This window comes from Myxococcus sp. MxC21-1 (assembly GCF_032612255.1).
GTDB lineage: Bacteria > Myxococcota > Myxococcia > Myxococcales > Myxococcaceae > Myxococcus > Myxococcus virescens.
In genome coordinates this window covers 7,307,772-7,322,432 of record NZ_CP123278.1, presented here as the reverse complement: position 1 = coordinate 7,322,432, position 14,661 = coordinate 7,307,772, and the positions used below count along the sequence as shown (strand labels likewise).

Sequence of the window (14,661 nt, the reverse complement as noted above, 5' to 3'; positions counted from 1 at the left end):
CGGAGGGCACGACGATGATCTTCAAGAACCTGATGGACCGCGATGACCTGGAGCTGAAGGCTGTCATGGCCGTGACGGCGGCCTTCGTGATGATGGGCGCCGTCTTCCTGGGACAGATGCTGTAGCGCCTGGCCTCAGGGCTTCTTCTTCAGTTCCTTGGCGCGAGCCAGATACTTCTGAACGAACTCCTTCTCCTCCGGGCGAAGGTGGCTCAGACGCAACCCGTAGCCGCGCGGGTTCTTTCCGTCCTCCAGCGAATTCTCCCAGATGACGGAGCTGCGGAGCGTCAGCACCCGGGGCGGCTCATCGAAGCGCAAGGTGAGCTCCACCAAGGTCCCCAGCCGCAGCGGCTTGTCCGTGGCGATGAACAGTCCGCCCGATGACAGGTTGATGATGCGGTGGTCGGTGAAGATGCCCGCGTTCTGCAGCGTCACCTTCACGTCCGCGTGGATGCGGTCATCCGAACGCCGCTCCAGGCCGACGAACTCCGCGCTGGAATAGGTGGGCGCCGCCGCGGCCCGGCGCATGGCCGGGGCGGGCGGTGGAGGCGTGGGCGGCGGTGGCGCGGGCGGCGGCGGGGCAATGGGTGCCCGCGCCATCACCGGCGCGGCCTGCACAGGGCGCGGCGGGGGCGCGGCGGGCACGACGGGCGCGCGCACCGCCGCGGGGGCCACGTGCACCACCGGCGGGGGCCGGGGCGGCGCGGCGGGCACGACGGGCGGCGGAGGGCGGGGCGCCTGCGCCGCCTGCGTCCAGGTGGCCTCCGCGTCGCGCATGCGGCGCGACAGGAAGTCGAAGATCTCCGCCGACACCTTCTTCAGCTCCGGATGCGTGTCCGGGGACACGTGGTCCGGCGTGAAGCGCCTGGCCATGCGGAAGTAGGCCAGACGCAGCTCGTCCAGGTTGGCGGTGGGCTTGAGGCCAAAGACTTCGTGGGCCGGCAGGCTTTGCATGGCGCGCATCTGCGCGCGCAGGCGCTCGGCTTGCTGCAGCTCCAGGGAGGGCGTGGGACGCGCGCTGGCGAACAAGTCGCTCAGCTCGGCCAGCTCCGGCAGGGCGACCCAGTTCGTCCCATCCCGCGAGGCGCGCACCGCGGCCTTCAAGCGTCCGGAGGAAATCAGTTCCCGGAGGGACTGGAGCGCCAGGGGCCCCAGCACACGTCCGAGATGGTCCGCGACCCAGTAACCGACAGCAGAAGACGACACGAAAACACCCCGGGGGTCAGTGAGCCAACGCCTGGCGCACGGCCGAGGCGATCTCGAGCGGATGGAAGGGCTTGCCCACGAAGCCCACGGCGCCCGCCGCCATGGCCTGCTCCACGACGGGCTCCGCGTCCATGCTGCTGATGACCAACACACGCGTGGTGGGCGACACCGTCTTGATGGCGCCCAGGACCTCCAGTCCACTCTTCTTCGGCATGAACAGGTCCAGGAACATCACCGCGGGCTTCTCCCGCGCGGCCACGGCCAGGCCTTCCTCACCGTCCGCGGCCTCGAGCAGCCGCAGCTCGATGCCCGTGTCGGCGATGACGTCCTTCAGGATACGGCGCACGAAACTGTCGTCATCGACGAGCAGCAGGGTCGGGGTGTCGGACATGGCTCCGGATGATACTTGGACCGCGCAACATCCGCGCGGGGACATGGCACGCCTGCCCGCCTTTTTGGGTTAAGGGGTGGGCATGTCCACCGACAACGCTCTCTCACACTTCGAGTCGAAAAAGCAGACGTACCTGGAGGACCTCAAGTCCCTCGTCCGGATTCCCAGTGTCTCATTTCCTGGCTTCGATGCGACGCAGGTACGACGCAGCGCGGAAGCGACTGCACGGCTGTTGAAAGACCGTGGTTTTGAAAACGTTCAGCTACTCGAAATCGAGGGCACGCACCCCTACGTCTATGGCGAGGTGCTCAAGGCGCCGGGCAAGCCCACGCTGCTGCTCTACGCGCACCATGACGTGCAGCCCGCGGGTGACGAGGCCGCGTGGAAGAGCCCTCCGTTCGAGCCGGTGGAGCGCGACGGCCGGCTGTACGGCCGCGGCTCGGCGGACGACAAGGCGGGCATCGTCGTGCACACGTCCGCGGTGGAGTCGTGGCTGAAGGGCGCGGGAGCGTTGCCGCTCAACGTGAAGGTCATCATCGAGGGCGAGGAGGAGATTGGCAGCAACTTCCTGGGCGCCTTCCTCCAGGAGCACGCGGCGCTCCTGAAGGCGGATGCCATCGTCCTCACCGACACGTCCAACTTCGACACCGGCCTGCCGTCCATCACCACCGCGCTGCGCGGGCTCGTCACGGTGGACGTGGAGGTGCGCGCGCTGCGGCAGGCGGTGCACTCGGGCATGTGGGGCGGGCCGGTGCCGGACCCCGTCATGGCGCTGTGCCGGATGCTGGCCACGCTGACGCACGCGGATGGCTCCATCGCCATTGAAGGCATCCGCGAGCGCGTGAAGCCGCTGACGGACGGAGAGCGCCAGAGCATCCAATCCCTGCCCGGAGACGAGGCGCACTTCCGCGCGCAGTCGGGCCTGCTGCCGGGCGCGCAGGTGCTGGGAGGCGGGGCGCATCCGTGGGAGATGAACTGGCGTCAGCCGAGCATCGCCATCAATGCCATCCAGGCCAGCAGCCGCAAGGACGCGCGCAACATCATCTGTGATTCGGCCTGGGCGCGGGTGGGCATCCGCATCGTCCCGGACCTGGAGGCGCGCGACGTGGAGCAGCGCCTGAAGGAGCACCTGCGCAAGGTGTGCCCGTGGGGGCTGGACGTCCACTTCGACACGGAGGGTGCGTCCGGTTGGTGGTACACGGACCCGTCCCATCCCGCGTTCCAGGCGGCCTTCCGCGCGCTGGAGAAGGGCTACGGCACGAAGGCGGTCGCCATTGGCTGCGGCGCCTCCATTCCCTTCGTGGAGCCCTTCGCGAAGGAGCTGGGCGGGGTGCCCGCGCTGCTCATCGGCGTGGAGGACCCGTACACCTATGCCCATTCGGAGAATGAAAGCCTGCACCTGGGCGACTGGGAGAAGTCCATCCGCAGCGCCATCCACCTCTACGCGGAGCTGGCCGAGGCCCTGAGCGCGCGGGAAGCTTGAGCACCCGGTGGCTCCAGGGCCCTGGTCTCGTTGAATCATGGCCTTGATGTATCGTCAGCGTGATGTCAGGAGCGCTTGGGATGCATGGGGCGAACGCGGAGTTCTTCGAGTGGGTGTTACAGGCCGCTGGCGAGCCGTCCTCCGCTCGCCTCCGTGCGGCGCCGAGTGCCAGGGAGGCCGTGGACCGCGCCGTCTCCCTGGCCGCGGCCCTCCAAGCCGCCGCGCCCGAGTCCAAGGCCTTCGCCCAACACCTGGGGGCGCTGCTTTCGCGCGCGGTGGACCCGGTGCTCGCGCTGGAGCGGCTGCATGCCAGGGACGTCGCGCTCGCGCTCTCCTGCGCGCAGGGACTGCCAGCGGCCCGTGCGCTCCTGGAGCAGGAGGTCCTCCTCAAGCTGCGCGTCTCCCTGGCGCGCATCCACCCCTCGCCGGCGTTCACGGACGAGGTGTTGCAAGCGCTCCGGGCCAACCTCCTGATGCCTCGCGCGGAGGCTCCGTCCCGGTTGCTCGGGTACGCGGGCGCGGGCCCGCTGCTGCACTGGGTGAGCATCTCCGCGACGCGGCTCGCGCTGCGGATGCGCAAGGCGCTGGGAGAAGAGTCCCACGTGGAGGCCGAGGTGCTCGCCGCACACCCCGCGCCGGGCGGCCTGGAGCTGGGCTTCGTGCGGGAGGAGGCCCGGGGGCATGTGCGCGCGGCCTTCGTCCGGGCGGTGGCCTCGCTGGATGATGAGGACCGGGAGTTGCTGCGGCTGCACTTCGTGGAGCGCCTCTCCCTGGAGCGCATGGGCGCCCTGTTCGACCTGCACAAGTCCACCCTCTCACGCCGGCTCACCGCGGTGCAGTCGCTGCTGGAGAAACGGACGCGGCGCGCGCTCGCTGAGCGCCTGTCGTTGCCCGAGCCGGAAGTGGACAGCGTGATGCGCGCCATCCATGGGCGGTTGGACTTGAGCCTCTCCGGCCTGCTGGAGGGGCGCGAGTGAGCTGCCCGGATGAGAACGCACTGTCGGGGTTCGCGAACGGTGCGTTGGACCCCGAGGGCATGACGACGGTGCGCCAGCATGTCTCCGGCTGCTCGGAGTGCCGGAGCGTGCTCGCCGCGCTGGGGGGGCTGGAGAATCCTCCCCCGTTGGTCGACACGGGGCTGCTCGTCTCCGGTGCGCGGGTGGGACGGTACGTGGTGCTCGGGCTGCTCGGCGAAGGTGGCATGGGGCGCGTCCATGCCGCCTATGACCCGGAGCTGGACCGGAAGGTGGCGCTGAAGCTGCTGAACCTCGCGAGGCTCGGGGAGGACTCGCTGGCCCAGGCGCGTCAGCGATTGGAGCGCGAGGCCCGCACGATGGCCCGCCTGTCGCATCCCCATGTCGCCCAGTTGCATGACGTGGGCGAGTTCCAGGGACAGCTCTTCCTGGTGATGGAGCTCGTCGAGGGCGGAACGCTCCGGCGGTGGCTGGCGGAGAAGCCGCGCACGCGCCGGGAAATCCTGGCGCGCTTCACCCAGGCGGCGGATGGGCTCGCGGCCACGCACGCGCTGGGCATCATCCACCGCGACTTCAAGCCCGACAACGTCCTGCTGACGCGCGACGGTCAGGTGCGCATCACCGACTTTGGCCTGGCCAACGCCGCGGTGGGACTGGGGCCTCCTCGGGAGGACGCGGCCATCGACTCCGGCGAGGCGCCGCTCACCGTCACCGGCGCGTTCCTGGGGACGCCCGCCTATGGCGCGCCGGAGCAGCTTCGCGGGGAGCGGGGGATGCCCGTTCGGACCAGTTCGCCTTCTGCGTCGCGCTCTACGAGGCGCTCAACGGGCAGCGGCCCTTCGCGGGGGCCACGCGCGAGGAGCTCCTGGCGTCCATGCAGCGCCAGGAGGTGCGTCCGGAGCAGCGGGGCGTGCCCTCGTGGCTCAAGACCGTGGTGCGGCGGGGCCTCTCCGTGGACCCGTCGCGGCGCTTCGAGTCCATGCAGGTGCTGCGAGCCCGCCTCGCGCGGGAGGTGGGGGCCTGGAAGCGCAGCGCGGCCACGGCGGTGCTCGCGGGAGGACTGGTGGGCCTGGGGTTCCTCGTGCTGGGGCCTTCCGCGGCGGCGCCGAGCGAAGCCTGTCAGGGCAGTGAACGGCACCTCGCGGGCATCTGGGACGCGTCCGTGCGCGAGTCCACGCGTCAGGCCTTCCTGGCGACGGGCGCCCCCGCGGCCGAGGCCTCGTTCCAGGCCGTGGCCTCCACGCTGGAGCAGTGGACGCAGGACTGGACGCGCGCGCATCAGTCCGCGTGCGAGGCGACGCGTGTCTTCGGCGAGCAGTCGGAAGCGGCGCTGGGGCTGCGGATGACGTGCCTGGACCAGCGGCTGGGAGAGCTGTCGCGGCTGACGGCGGCGCTCCAGGGCGCGGACGCGCGGACGGTGGAGCGGGGCTTCGGGCTGGGGGCCTCGCTCGGAGGCGTGGGCGGGTGCGCGGACGTGCGCACGTTGCAGGAGGCCGTGTCTCCGCCGGAGGACCCGAAGGCGCGCGCGGAGGTGGACGCGGTGCGCGCGGAGCTCGCGCGGGCGAACGCGAAGCGGCTCGCGGGGCATACCCCCGAGGGCCTGCGAATCGCGCTCGCCGCCCGGGAGCGCGCGCTCGCCACCCGACATCGGCCGCTGGAAGCCGAGGCGCATCACCTCTGCGCGCGATTGCAGGAGGACGCGGGAGCCATCGAGGACGCGCGCGTGTCCCTGGTCCAGGGCTCCCTGGCGGCCGAGGCCGGGCGGCATCTGGGCGTGCTCGCGCGGGTGCTGCACTTCCAGGCCTGGTTGCATGGGTACGGGATGGGCCAGCCCCAGGAGGCGTGGCCTTTCCTGCATCGCGCCCGGGCCGTGGCGGAGACGCTCAGAGACCCCGAACTGGACACCATGCTGGACCAGGTGCAGGCGGAGTTCCTGGAGCAGGAGGGCCGCTTCTCGGAGGCCGAATCGATGCTCCGTGCCTCGCTGGAGACCGTCACCGCTCGGGGCCAGGCGTTCACCCGCGCGGAGCTGAACGGCCGGCTGGGCCAACTGGCCCGGCAGCAGGGACGGTTGTTGGAGGCCAAGCGTTGGCAGGAGGAAGCGCTGCGCCTCCATGAGGCGCACTTCGGGCCGACGCACCGGGACACGGGACGGGCCCTGTCGAACCTGGGCGGCACGCTGGCCTTCCTGGGGGAGCTTCCGCGTGCCGAGGCCGTCCTCAAGCGGGCGCTGGGCATCCTTCGCCAGACGCTGGGCTCGGAGAACCTGTCGGTGGCCCGGACCTTGTCCAACCTGACCCTCGTCTACGTCGAGTGGGGGCATGCGGCCCAGGCGCGGGAGACCGCGGAGGAGAGCTGGGCCGTGGCGCTCAAGAGCGTGGCCGCCGACAGCCCGGTGTTGATTGGGGTGAAGTCGAACCGGCTGGGGGTGCAGGGCGAGCAGGGCGAGCGCTTGCCGGAGCTGGAGTATGCCCGAGGCCTCCTGGCGCATCGGGAGCGGGCCTATGGCGCCACCCATCCGGAGGTGGCGCTGGATGCGCACGAGGTGGGCCGGCTGCTGCGTCTGCTGGGGCGTCCGGGCGAGGCCCGTGGCTTCCACGCTCGCGGTGTCTCGCTCCAGCGGCCCCTGGCCGACAAGGGGGAGCTGGATGGCACGTCGCTGCGCTACCTGTCGGATGCGCTGCTCTTCCTGGGGCAGGTGGACGAGGCACGCCGTCACATCGAGCAGGCGCTCGTGGTCATGGAGAGAGATTTGGGGCCGTCGTCGTCCGAGCGCATGGAGGCGCTGCTGCTCCTAGGGGACGTCCATCTCGCGCGAGGTCAGCCCGCCGAGGCCCTGGCGCCGCTGCGGACCGCGCTGGCGGACCTCACGGCCCGGCAGGTGGTCTCCGCGCGTGTCCCCAGGGTGCGCCGCCGGCTCGCGCGGGCGCTTCGATTGACGGGCGCCGAGGAAGCGGCCTGCGGAGAGGCCCGCCGCGCCTGGGAGGAGCTGTCCGTGTGGCGCAAGGCCTATGTCCAGGAGACGGCGGACGCGCGGACCGAGCTGGGGCACTGTCGCGGATGACCATCGAGTGCATGTAACGGGCGTCGCCCGCGGAGAGCGGCTCCGCCTGTTTTCGGGTCAAGGCCGCCAGGTCTTGAAGACTGGCACTTTCCCCTGGATTCGGGCGGCGCTTCGCTGGTGTCTTCGAGGCCGGGAGCCGGGGCCTGTGCCTCCTGGCGGAGGGAGACCGCGTGGATGCTGTGGATACGAGGCTGGTCGCCAGCTATGCGGTAGCCATCGCCTTCGACGTGCTGATGCCGGTGGGCATGGTGCTGTGGGCGCGCCGGCGGCTGGGCGTGGCCTGGAAGGTGGTGGGCTGGGGCGCGGCGGCGTTCGCGCTGTCGCAGTTGCTCACCCGGCTGCCCATGGTGCAGGTGGCGCAGTACTTCATGCGCGACGCGCTGAAGACGTCCTCGGTGCTGCTGGGCGTCTGGATTGTCGTGCTGTCCCTCACCGCGGGCCTCTTCGAGGAGACGGCGCGGCTGTGGGCCTTCCGCAAGCCGCTGAAGGACTTCCGCCGCTGGCGCGACGCGGTGGGCTTCGGCGTGGGCCACGGCGGCCTGGAGTCGGCGCTGCTGGTGGGCGGGCTGGCGGCGCTGGGGCTCGTCAACGTCATCGCCCTGTCCAGGTTGGACCCTCCACCTTGCCGCTGAAGCCGGAGCAGGTGGCGCAGGTGGTGGAGGCCAAGGCGACCATCGCCGCGCTGGACTGGTGGATGCCGCTGCTGGGGGCCTACGAGCGGCTGGGCTCCATGGTGGTGCACATCGCGCTGTCGGTGGTGGTGCTCCAGCGCTTCATCCGTGGCGAGGTGAAGTGGTACTGGCTCGCGGTGGGCGCCCACGCCGTCTTCAACGCGCTGACGGTGGTGGTGGGGAAGCTGGCCACCGCGGCGTGGGGACAGCAGGCAGGGGCGTTCGCGGGCGAAGCCATGGTGACGGTGGCCGCGCTGGTGGGCCTGTGGGTCATCCTCTATTTCCGCCGCGTGGACGCGGAGCGCGACACGGCGGTGGTTCCGGTGCGGAGGTGAGCAGCCGCTATCGCCCGCGGAAGCGGTCCGTGGCATCCACCAGCGCGGAGGTGTTGCCCGGCTCGTTCGCGGAGTGCCCCGCGTCGGACACCATGACGAACTCCGCCTCCGGCCACGCCTTGTGCAGGGCCCAGGCGCTCTCTGGGGGGCACACCACGTCATAGCGCCCCTGGACGATGACGGCGGGGATGTTGCGGATGCGGTGCACGTCGTCGAGCAGCTGGGTGTCGCTGCGCAGGAAGCCCCGGTTGACGAAGTAGTGGCATTCGATGCGGGCGAAGGCGAGCGCGAAGGTGTCCCCGCTGTTGCGCGCCACCAGCTCCGCGTTGGGGTACAGGCAACTGGTGCGTCCTTCCCACACGCTCCACGCGCGCGCGGCCTCCTGCTGCGCCTTCACGTCGGAGCCCATCAGCCGGCGGTGGTAGGCCGCCAGCAGGTCCCCACGCTCCTCGAGCGGAATGGGCTCCAGGTAGTACTCCCACGCGTCCGGGAAGATGGCGCTGGCGCCTCGCTGATAGAACCAGTCAATCTCCTGCTTGCGGAGCAGGAAGATGCCGCGCAGCACCAGCTCCGAGACGCGCTCGGGATGTGTCTGGGCATAGGCCAGGGACAGGGTGCTGCCCCATGAGCCGCCGAAGAGCTGCCACCGGGAGATGTCCAGGAACTCGCGCAGCCGCTCCATGTCGGCCACCAAGTTCCAGGTGGTGTTCTCCTCCAGGCTCGCGTGCGGGGTGCTGCGTCCGCAGCCGCGCTGGTCGAACAGGATGATGCGGTACGCGGCCGGGTCGAAGAAGCGGCGCTGGCGCGGGTCCGTTCCTCCGCCGGGCCCCCCGTGGACGAAGAGCACCGGCTTGCCCTCTGGATTGCCGCTCTCCTCGAAGTACACCTCATGCCCACCGGAGACGCGCAGGCGGCCGGTGCGGTAGGGCTCCAGGGGCGGGTACAGCGAACGCAGCGGACGGTGGGACACGGACACGGGCAGGCCTTCCGTAGCGGTGGGAGCGGCTGACCCTACCAGGGGCCCCGCCGGGGGCCTTCCGTCCGCGGGTGGCAGGGCGTCTGGAGTGTGCGGCGGACCTCCTGCCCGGAGGGCGCTCTGTCAGGCAGGCCACGGACGATGTGACGGCGAGTTCACCGCGCCGCAACGCGGGCTTCGCGGACGGGGTGGAGACTGCCGGTTGTCTCCCACACCCCACGGAGCACGCCATGAACATCGCTTCGCTCATCCGTCCTGCGACTTCGCCTCACACGCCCGCGCCGCGCCGGCTGCGGCTGGTCCGCGTGCAGGCCACCGTCCTCGCGCAGGGCGCGGTGGGCGCCATGAAGGACGGTGTGAAGGCCTTCCGCCACATGTGCGACATCCTCACGGGAGGCGATGCCCAGGCCCGGCACTGAGCCAGGCCATGCGTCCTCCGGCCCCGAGGAGTCAGGGGCCGGGTGCTTCACTCAGGAGGGCGCGCCCGGGCGCGGGCCGGTTCCCGGGCTCGAAGGCGCGTCCTCCTTCGGCGGCGGGGGCGGCACGCCCTTGCCCGCGGGCGCCACCACCCGCACCTCGGTGCGCTCGTCGAGCGCGAGCCCGTCACCCTTGGGCTCCGTCTCCGTCACGGAGATGACGTCGCCCCGGTTCAGCTTGAGGAAGCGCTCGTTGCGCTCGTTGCGGTGGCGCTCCTGCATCGCCGGCCCACGCGGCCCTCGGGGCCACAGCCGATGTAGCGGTGCCGGCCCTTGCCCTCCAGGGGCTCGGAGACGATGCGGAACAGGCGCCCGGGCGTCAGCTCCGGCCACGCCTCGTCCTTGGGCGCCAGCACCAGGTAGCTCATCTTCAGCGACTCCTTGTGCAGGCTCGCCGCGCGCGCCAGCTCCTCCACCACGCGAGGCATGGGCCAGGCGCGCTCGGCGTGGCACCAGTCCGTCTCCTTCACCAGGGCGGGGCAGGGGCCGCGGTACATGCAGGGCGCGCGGACGGCGTAGCCCTTGGCCACCATGGCGTCGCGCACGTGCAGCAGGCCGCGGCTCGTCTCGCGCAGCGCGGGCTCCATCACCAGCAGGCTGCCGCCGCGCTTCACCTTCGCCAGAATCGTCTCCAGCAGCGCGGCGCGGGGGCCGTGGCCGCGTCCCCCGTGCCGTACAGCTCGTTGACGACGTGGCCCATCGTAATCAGGTCGAACTGGCCGTCGGGCAGCGTGGCGCCCTTCTTCGTCGGGTCCCAGTCGCGGGTGGCCAGGGCCTCACCGGCCTCGGCGGCCGGTTTCGCGCCAGGGTGAGGGCGGCCTTGCTGCGGTCGGCGGCGGTGACCGGCCCCCGCCCGCGTCCAGGGCGGCGAAGGCCACCGGGCCCGGACCGCTGCCCAGGTCCAGCACCTGCCGGGGGCGGTTCGGCAGCTCGCCGAGCACCTGCCGGGCCTGCGCATAGGACACCGGCCAGTAGAAGAGGAGATAGGCGCCCAGGAGCTTCGGGTCGTCCATGTACCGCGCGCCGGCGAGCTGCCGCTCCCGCGTGAGGCCCAGGGAAAGCTGGCGGACACCCGCGGCCACCTCCTTCACCTCCTGGGGCGTCAGGCGCGTCTCCGGCCCGGCGCCACCGCCCCGGCCGCGTGACGCGCGCCAGACGGCGATGAGCCGCGGCATCCATCGCTCCAGGTCCTTGCTGTATGCGTTGCTCATCGAACCCAGCCTTCACCTGTGAGGCCGCGTCCCGCCGCGGCCGTTGCCAACCCATTGTCGTCCCGCCAAGCCGTCAACGGCGAGATCGCCATGGAGGGGGAGAGCGCGTTAAACCCTGGTCGCACATGATTTCCGTTCGCGGCCTTCGCAAGCACTACAAAGTCCATAAGCGCCCGCCGGGCTTGAAGGCGGCCCTCCGCTCGCTCGTCCACCGTAGCTACACCACGGTGAAGGCCGTGGACGGGATTTCCTTCGACATCCGCCCCGGGGAGCGGGTGGGCTTCCTGGGTCCCAATGGCGCCGGGAAGACGACGACGCTCAAGGTCCTCTCCGGCCTGCTCTATCCCTCCGACGGCGAGGTGACGGTGGACGGCCATGTCCCGCAGAAGCGGGAGGAGGCCTTCCTCAAGAAAATCATGCTCGTCATGGGGCAGAAACAGCAGCTCCTGTGGGACCTGCCTCCGGCGGAGACGTTCGAACTCAACCGCGCCATCTACGACGTGCCCCAGGCCCAGTACAAGAAGACGATGTCGGACCTGATTGAGCTCCTGGAAATCGGGGACCTCATCGGCAAGCCCACCCGTCAGCTGTCGCTGGGGGAGCGGATGAAGTGCGAGCTGGCCGCGGCGCTCATCCACCAGCCCCGGGTGCTCTTCCTGGACGAGCCGACCATCGGCCTGGACGTGGCCATGCAGGCCACCATGCGGACGTTCATCAAGGAGTACAACGAGAAGTACGGCGCCACGCTCATCCTCACCAGCCACTACATGGACGACGTGGCGGCGCTGTGCCCCCGTGTCATCGTCATCGACAAGGGCCTCCTGTCGTACGACGGCGGCCTGGACGCGCTGGTGCAGCGGGTGCGGCCGGAGAAGCGCGTGGTGCTGCGCCTGTCGGAGGAAGTGGACGCCGAGCGCCTGTCGCCGCTGGGCCGGGTGGTGACGCACGAGCCCGGCACCGCGGTGCTCCAGGTCCAGCAGGAGGCGGTCAACGCCACCATCACCCGCGCGCTGTCCACGTTGCCGGTGATGGACCTCACGGTGGAGAACGCGCCGCTGGAAGAGGTGATGAGCGAGCTGTTCGCGGAGTCGAAGGCGCGCCGGACGGCGGTGTCGGAACCGGTGCCCGCATGAGCGCCCGGACCACACTGCGCGCCTTTCCCACGCTGCTGCGGGTGGGGTTCGCGGAGGCGGTGGCCTACCGCGCGGAGATGCTCATCTGGGTGCTGTCCACCACCATGCCGCTGGTCAACATGGTGCTGTGGATGGCGGTGTCGCGCGAGGCGCCCGTGGGCCGCTTCGGCGAGGCGGACTTCATCAGCTACTTCCTGGCCACCTTCGCGGTGCGGCAGCTGGCCACGTCGTGGGCGGCGTGGCTCATCAACTGGGAGGTGAAGCAGGGGACGCTGGCCATGCGCCTGCTGCGTCCCATCTCCCCGCTGTGGGCCTACGCGGTGGAGAGCATCGCCGCCTTCCCCATGCGATTGATGGTCGCGGTGCCGGTGATGCTGCTGAGCGTGGCGCTGGTGGGGCAGAAGGCGGTGCCCCAGCACGCGTGGCAGTGGGGCTTCGTCGTGCTGTCGGTGATTGGCGGCTGGGCCGTGGCCTTCCTGGCCAACGTGGCCATTGGCGCGCTGTGCTTCTTCCTGGAGAGCAGCCAGAAGGTGGTGGAGGTGTGGCTGGTGCTCTTCTTCGTGTGCTCCGGCTACATGTACCCGGTGGAGCTGCTGCCGCCCACGCTGCGCACCATCATCGACTGGTTGCCCTTCCGCTATCAGATTGGCGTCCCGGTGGAGATGCTGACGGGGGCCTATGGCTGGGAGGAGTCCCTGCGGCTGCTGGCGGCCCAGTGGGCCTGGGTGGCGGTGCTGGGGGCATTGGCGGCGGTGACGTGGAAGCAGGGCGTGCGGCGCTTCGCGGCGTTCGGGGGCTGAAGTGAAGGTGAAGCGCTATCTGCGGCTGCTGGGCATTCAACTCAAGGCGTCGGGGCTGCTGTCCCTGCAGTACCGCGCGGACTTCTTCACGGAGGGGCTGACGTCCCTCTTCTGGACCTTCACGGCGCTGGCGCCGCTGTTCGTCGTCTACGGTGAGCGGTCCAACATCGAGGGCTGGAGTTTCGGCGAGGCGCTGCTCGTGGTGGGCTGGTTCACGCTGCTGCAGGGCATCCTGGAGGGCGCCATCAACCCCAGCCTCACGGGGGTGGTGGAGCACATCCGCAAGGGCACGTTGGACTTCGTGTTGCTCAAGCCGGCGGACGCGCAGTTCCTGGTGTCCACGCAGCGCTTCCAGCCGTGGCGGGCCTTCAACGTGCTGACGGGAATCGGGCTGTTCGTCTACGCCTTCATGCACCTGGGGCGGTGGCCGTCGGTGACGGGGCTGCTGGCCTCCGTGCTGCTGCTGGGGACGAGCACGCTCTTGCTCTACTCGCTGTGGATTCTGACGGTGAGCGCGGCGTTCTTCGTCGTGCGGGTGGACAACCTGACGTACCTGTTCACCTCCATCTTCGACTTCGCGCGCTGGCCGTCCTCCGTGTTCCAGGGCGTGGGGCGCGGCGTGCTGACGATGGTGTTCACGTACGTCATTCCGCTGGCGCTGATGACGACCTTCCCGGCGCAGGCCATGCTGGGACGGCTGCCGCCCCAGTCGCTCGTGGGCGCGGTGGTGGGCGCGGGGCTCTTCGCCTGGGGCTCACGTCAGGTGTGGCTGCGCTCCATCCGACGGTACACGTCGGCGAGCAGCTGACGCGGGCATGAAACGCCTCTCCCCAGCGCGGTGACTCGCGCCGCTCCGGGGAGAGGATGACCGCTGGGGGCCTACTTCTTCAGGCCGCGGGTCGTGTCCTGGACGATTCGGGTCACGTTCGCGATACCGCCACCGACGATGTACCAGCTCGGGGCGTCGACCACGATGACCTGGCCCTGCTTGAAGGCGCGGGTCTGGCTGAGCTCCGGGTGCCTGGCCAGCGTCTCCAGGGCCTTGTTCTCACCCCCGCCGGTCGCGGCGCCGCGGTCCAGCACCACCAGCCACTCCGGGTTGGCGGCCACGGCCTTCTTCAGCAGGGCGGCCGCGGCTTCCTGACGGGCCTTCGCTTCGGGCGACCCTGCCGGCGGGCGCGGGCCGTCGTTGCTGCCCTCCGCCTTCGGGACCACGGCGTTGAAGCCCGTCAGCTCGTGGAGATAACCGAAGCGGTCGCCGGGCGCGTGCACCATGACGTTGCCATTCAGGGTGAAGAGCATCACGGCGGACTTGCCGCGCGTCAGCTTCTTCAGCGCGGCCCGCTCCTTTTCGAAGTTCTTCACCAGCGTGTCGGCTTCCTTCTGCTTGCCGAAGGCCTTGCCCAGCGCCAGCGTCTGGCCCGTCACGTCGTCCACGAAGTGGTCGGCGCGAACGGACAGGTTCACGGTGGGCGCGAGCGCGCTCAGGGCCTCGGCCTGCTTCTGCGAGCGCCCACCCACCACGATGAGGTCCGGCTTCAGCTCCGTGAGGACCTTGGTATCGGGCTCGAACAGGCTGCCGGCCTGGGTCACGCCATTGCTGTTGTAGGCGGACAGCGTGGCCGGGAAGGTGGCCTTCGGCACGGCCACGGCACGGATGCCGAGCGCGTTCAGCGTGTCGAGCACGCCGAGGTCATAGACGGCGAGGCGGGACGGCGTGGCGGGCACGCTCAGCGTGCCAGTCTCATGCTTCAGCTCGAAAGCAGCGGAGGGAGCAGCGGTAGCCAGACCGGAGGCGAACAGTGCCGCGACGAGCGGGCGATGGAAACGGCGCATGGGAGGTTCTCCGAAACGTGACCGCGAAAACCGAGGGACGTTCCGGCGGATATGCCACGTCGCTCCTCGGTTCGACAGCGGCGCCGGGCGCGTCACGGAGCGCTGG

General features: G+C 70.4%; 13 protein-coding genes and 2 pseudogenes. 10 read left to right on the top strand and 5 right to left on the bottom strand.

The genetic code is table 11. The features are described 5' to 3' along the window. Positions 1-134: 134 nt before the first annotated feature. Positions 135-1,205, bottom strand: coding sequence for a TIGR02266 family protein (locus QEG98_RS32555; RefSeq protein WP_316564048.1), 1,071 nt, complete (start codon positions 1,203-1,205; stop codon positions 135-137). A gap of 16 nt (positions 1,206-1,221) precedes the next feature. Next, complete coding sequence (locus QEG98_RS32550; RefSeq protein ID WP_002635842.1) at positions 1,222-1,596, bottom strand: response regulator; 375 nt, start codon at positions 1,594-1,596, stop codon at positions 1,222-1,224. Between the two features lie 82 nt (positions 1,597-1,678). On the opposite strand from QEG98_RS32550, the gene QEG98_RS32545 reads away from it, so the two are divergent. The 6 genes and pseudogenes from QEG98_RS32545 (at position 1,679) to QEG98_RS32520 (ending at position 8,123) form a co-directional block, all read left to right on the top strand. Further along, the gene (locus QEG98_RS32545; RefSeq protein ID WP_316564047.1) at positions 1,679-3,079 is read left to right on the top strand and encodes a M20/M25/M40 family metallo-hydrolase; all 1,401 of its coding nucleotides are present in this window, start codon (positions 1,679-1,681) and stop codon (positions 3,077-3,079) included. An 80-nt stretch (positions 3,080-3,159) separates the two neighbouring features. Next, positions 3,160-4,056 carry a transcriptional regulator gene (locus QEG98_RS32540; RefSeq protein WP_316564046.1) on the top strand — a complete coding sequence of 299 codons (897 nt, stop codon included), beginning with the start codon at positions 3,160-3,162 and terminating at the stop codon, positions 4,054-4,056. A 59-nt stretch (positions 4,057-4,115) separates the two neighbouring features. Next, positions 4,116-4,760: pseudogene (locus QEG98_RS32535) on the top strand (serine/threonine-protein kinase); the annotation flags it as partial. A 167-nt stretch (positions 4,761-4,927) separates the two neighbouring features. Next, a complete protein-coding gene (locus QEG98_RS32530; protein WP_316564045.1) occupies positions 4,928-7,117 on the top strand; it encodes a tetratricopeptide repeat protein in 2,190 nt (729 codons plus the stop codon). Between the two features lie 170 nt (positions 7,118-7,287). Then, the gene (locus QEG98_RS32525) at positions 7,288-7,749 is read left to right on the top strand and encodes a YhfC family intramembrane metalloprotease (protein WP_316564044.1); all 462 of its coding nucleotides are present in this window, start codon (positions 7,288-7,290) and stop codon (positions 7,747-7,749) included. Beyond that, positions 7,740-8,123, top strand: a complete 384-nt coding sequence (locus tag QEG98_RS32520) for a YhfC family glutamic-type intramembrane protease (RefSeq protein ID WP_316564043.1) — start codon at positions 7,740-7,742, stop codon at positions 8,121-8,123. Before QEG98_RS32525 ends, QEG98_RS32520 begins: the two co-directional genes overlap by 10 nt. A gap of 7 nt (positions 8,124-8,130) precedes the next feature. On the opposite strand, the gene pip is transcribed toward QEG98_RS32520, so the two are convergent. After that, complete coding sequence (pip, locus tag QEG98_RS32515) at positions 8,131-9,099, bottom strand: prolyl aminopeptidase (protein ID WP_316564042.1); 969 nt, start codon at positions 9,097-9,099, stop codon at positions 8,131-8,133. A gap of 230 nt (positions 9,100-9,329) precedes the next feature. Between pip and QEG98_RS32510 the strand changes: the two genes are divergently transcribed. Further along, on the top strand, positions 9,330-9,518 hold the full coding sequence (locus QEG98_RS32510; protein WP_316564041.1) for a hypothetical protein: 189 nt from the start codon (positions 9,330-9,332) through the stop codon (positions 9,516-9,518). Positions 9,519-9,569: 51 nt separating this feature from the next. Here QEG98_RS32510 and QEG98_RS32505 read toward each other — a convergent pair. Beyond that, a pseudogene (locus tag QEG98_RS32505) lies at positions 9,570-10,786 on the bottom strand (small ribosomal subunit Rsm22 family protein). Between the two features lie 125 nt (positions 10,787-10,911). Between QEG98_RS32505 and QEG98_RS32500 the strand changes: the two are divergent. Genes QEG98_RS32500 through QEG98_RS32490 form a run of 3 tightly spaced genes read left to right on the top strand, consistent with a single transcriptional unit; the run spans position 10,912 to position 13,527 of the window. Continuing rightward, positions 10,912-11,919 carry an ATP-binding cassette domain-containing protein gene (locus QEG98_RS32500; protein ID WP_090492211.1) on the top strand — a complete coding sequence of 336 codons (1,008 nt, stop codon included), beginning with the start codon at positions 10,912-10,914 and terminating at the stop codon, positions 11,917-11,919. Then, the gene (locus QEG98_RS32495) at positions 11,916-12,719 is read left to right on the top strand and encodes an ABC transporter permease (RefSeq protein WP_316564040.1); all 804 of its coding nucleotides are present in this window, start codon (positions 11,916-11,918) and stop codon (positions 12,717-12,719) included. Before QEG98_RS32500 ends, QEG98_RS32495 begins: the two co-directional genes overlap by 4 nt. 1 nt (position 12,720) lies before the next feature. Continuing rightward, on the top strand, positions 12,721-13,527 hold the full coding sequence (locus QEG98_RS32490; RefSeq protein ID WP_316564039.1) for an ABC transporter permease: 807 nt from the start codon (positions 12,721-12,723) through the stop codon (positions 13,525-13,527). 71 nt (positions 13,528-13,598) lie between these two features. Here QEG98_RS32490 and QEG98_RS32485 read toward each other — a convergent pair whose 3' ends face one another. Then, the gene (locus QEG98_RS32485; RefSeq protein ID WP_316564038.1) at positions 13,599-14,555 is read right to left on the bottom strand and encodes a siderophore ABC transporter substrate-binding protein; all 957 of its coding nucleotides are present in this window, start codon (positions 14,553-14,555) and stop codon (positions 13,599-13,601) included. Between the last annotated feature and the right edge of the window lie 106 nt (positions 14,556-14,661).

What these genes read in the sequence shown, in the direction of transcription:
- QEG98_RS32510 (WP_316564041.1), top strand. Translation starts at nt 9,330, where the DNA reads ATGAACATCGCTTCGCTCATCCGTCCTGCGACTTCGCCTCACACGCCC.
- QEG98_RS32485 (WP_316564038.1), bottom strand. Translation starts at nt 14,555, where the DNA reads ATGCGCCGTTTCCATCGCCCGCTCGTCGCGGCACTGTTCGCCTCCGGT.
- QEG98_RS32550 (WP_002635842.1), bottom strand. Translation starts at nt 1,596, where the DNA reads ATGTCCGACACCCCGACCCTGCTGCTCGTCGATGACGACAGTTTCGTG.
- QEG98_RS32500 (WP_090492211.1), top strand. Translation starts at nt 10,912, where the DNA reads ATGATTTCCGTTCGCGGCCTTCGCAAGCACTACAAAGTCCATAAGCGC.
- QEG98_RS32545 (WP_316564047.1), top strand. Translation starts at nt 1,679, where the DNA reads ATGTCCACCGACAACGCTCTCTCACACTTCGAGTCGAAAAAGCAGACG.
- QEG98_RS32495 (WP_316564040.1), top strand. Translation starts at nt 11,916, where the DNA reads ATGAGCGCCCGGACCACACTGCGCGCCTTTCCCACGCTGCTGCGGGTG.
- QEG98_RS32530 (WP_316564045.1), top strand. Translation starts at nt 4,928, where the DNA reads ATGCAGCGCCAGGAGGTGCGTCCGGAGCAGCGGGGCGTGCCCTCGTGG.
- QEG98_RS32540 (WP_316564046.1), top strand. Translation starts at nt 3,160, where the DNA reads ATGCATGGGGCGAACGCGGAGTTCTTCGAGTGGGTGTTACAGGCCGCT.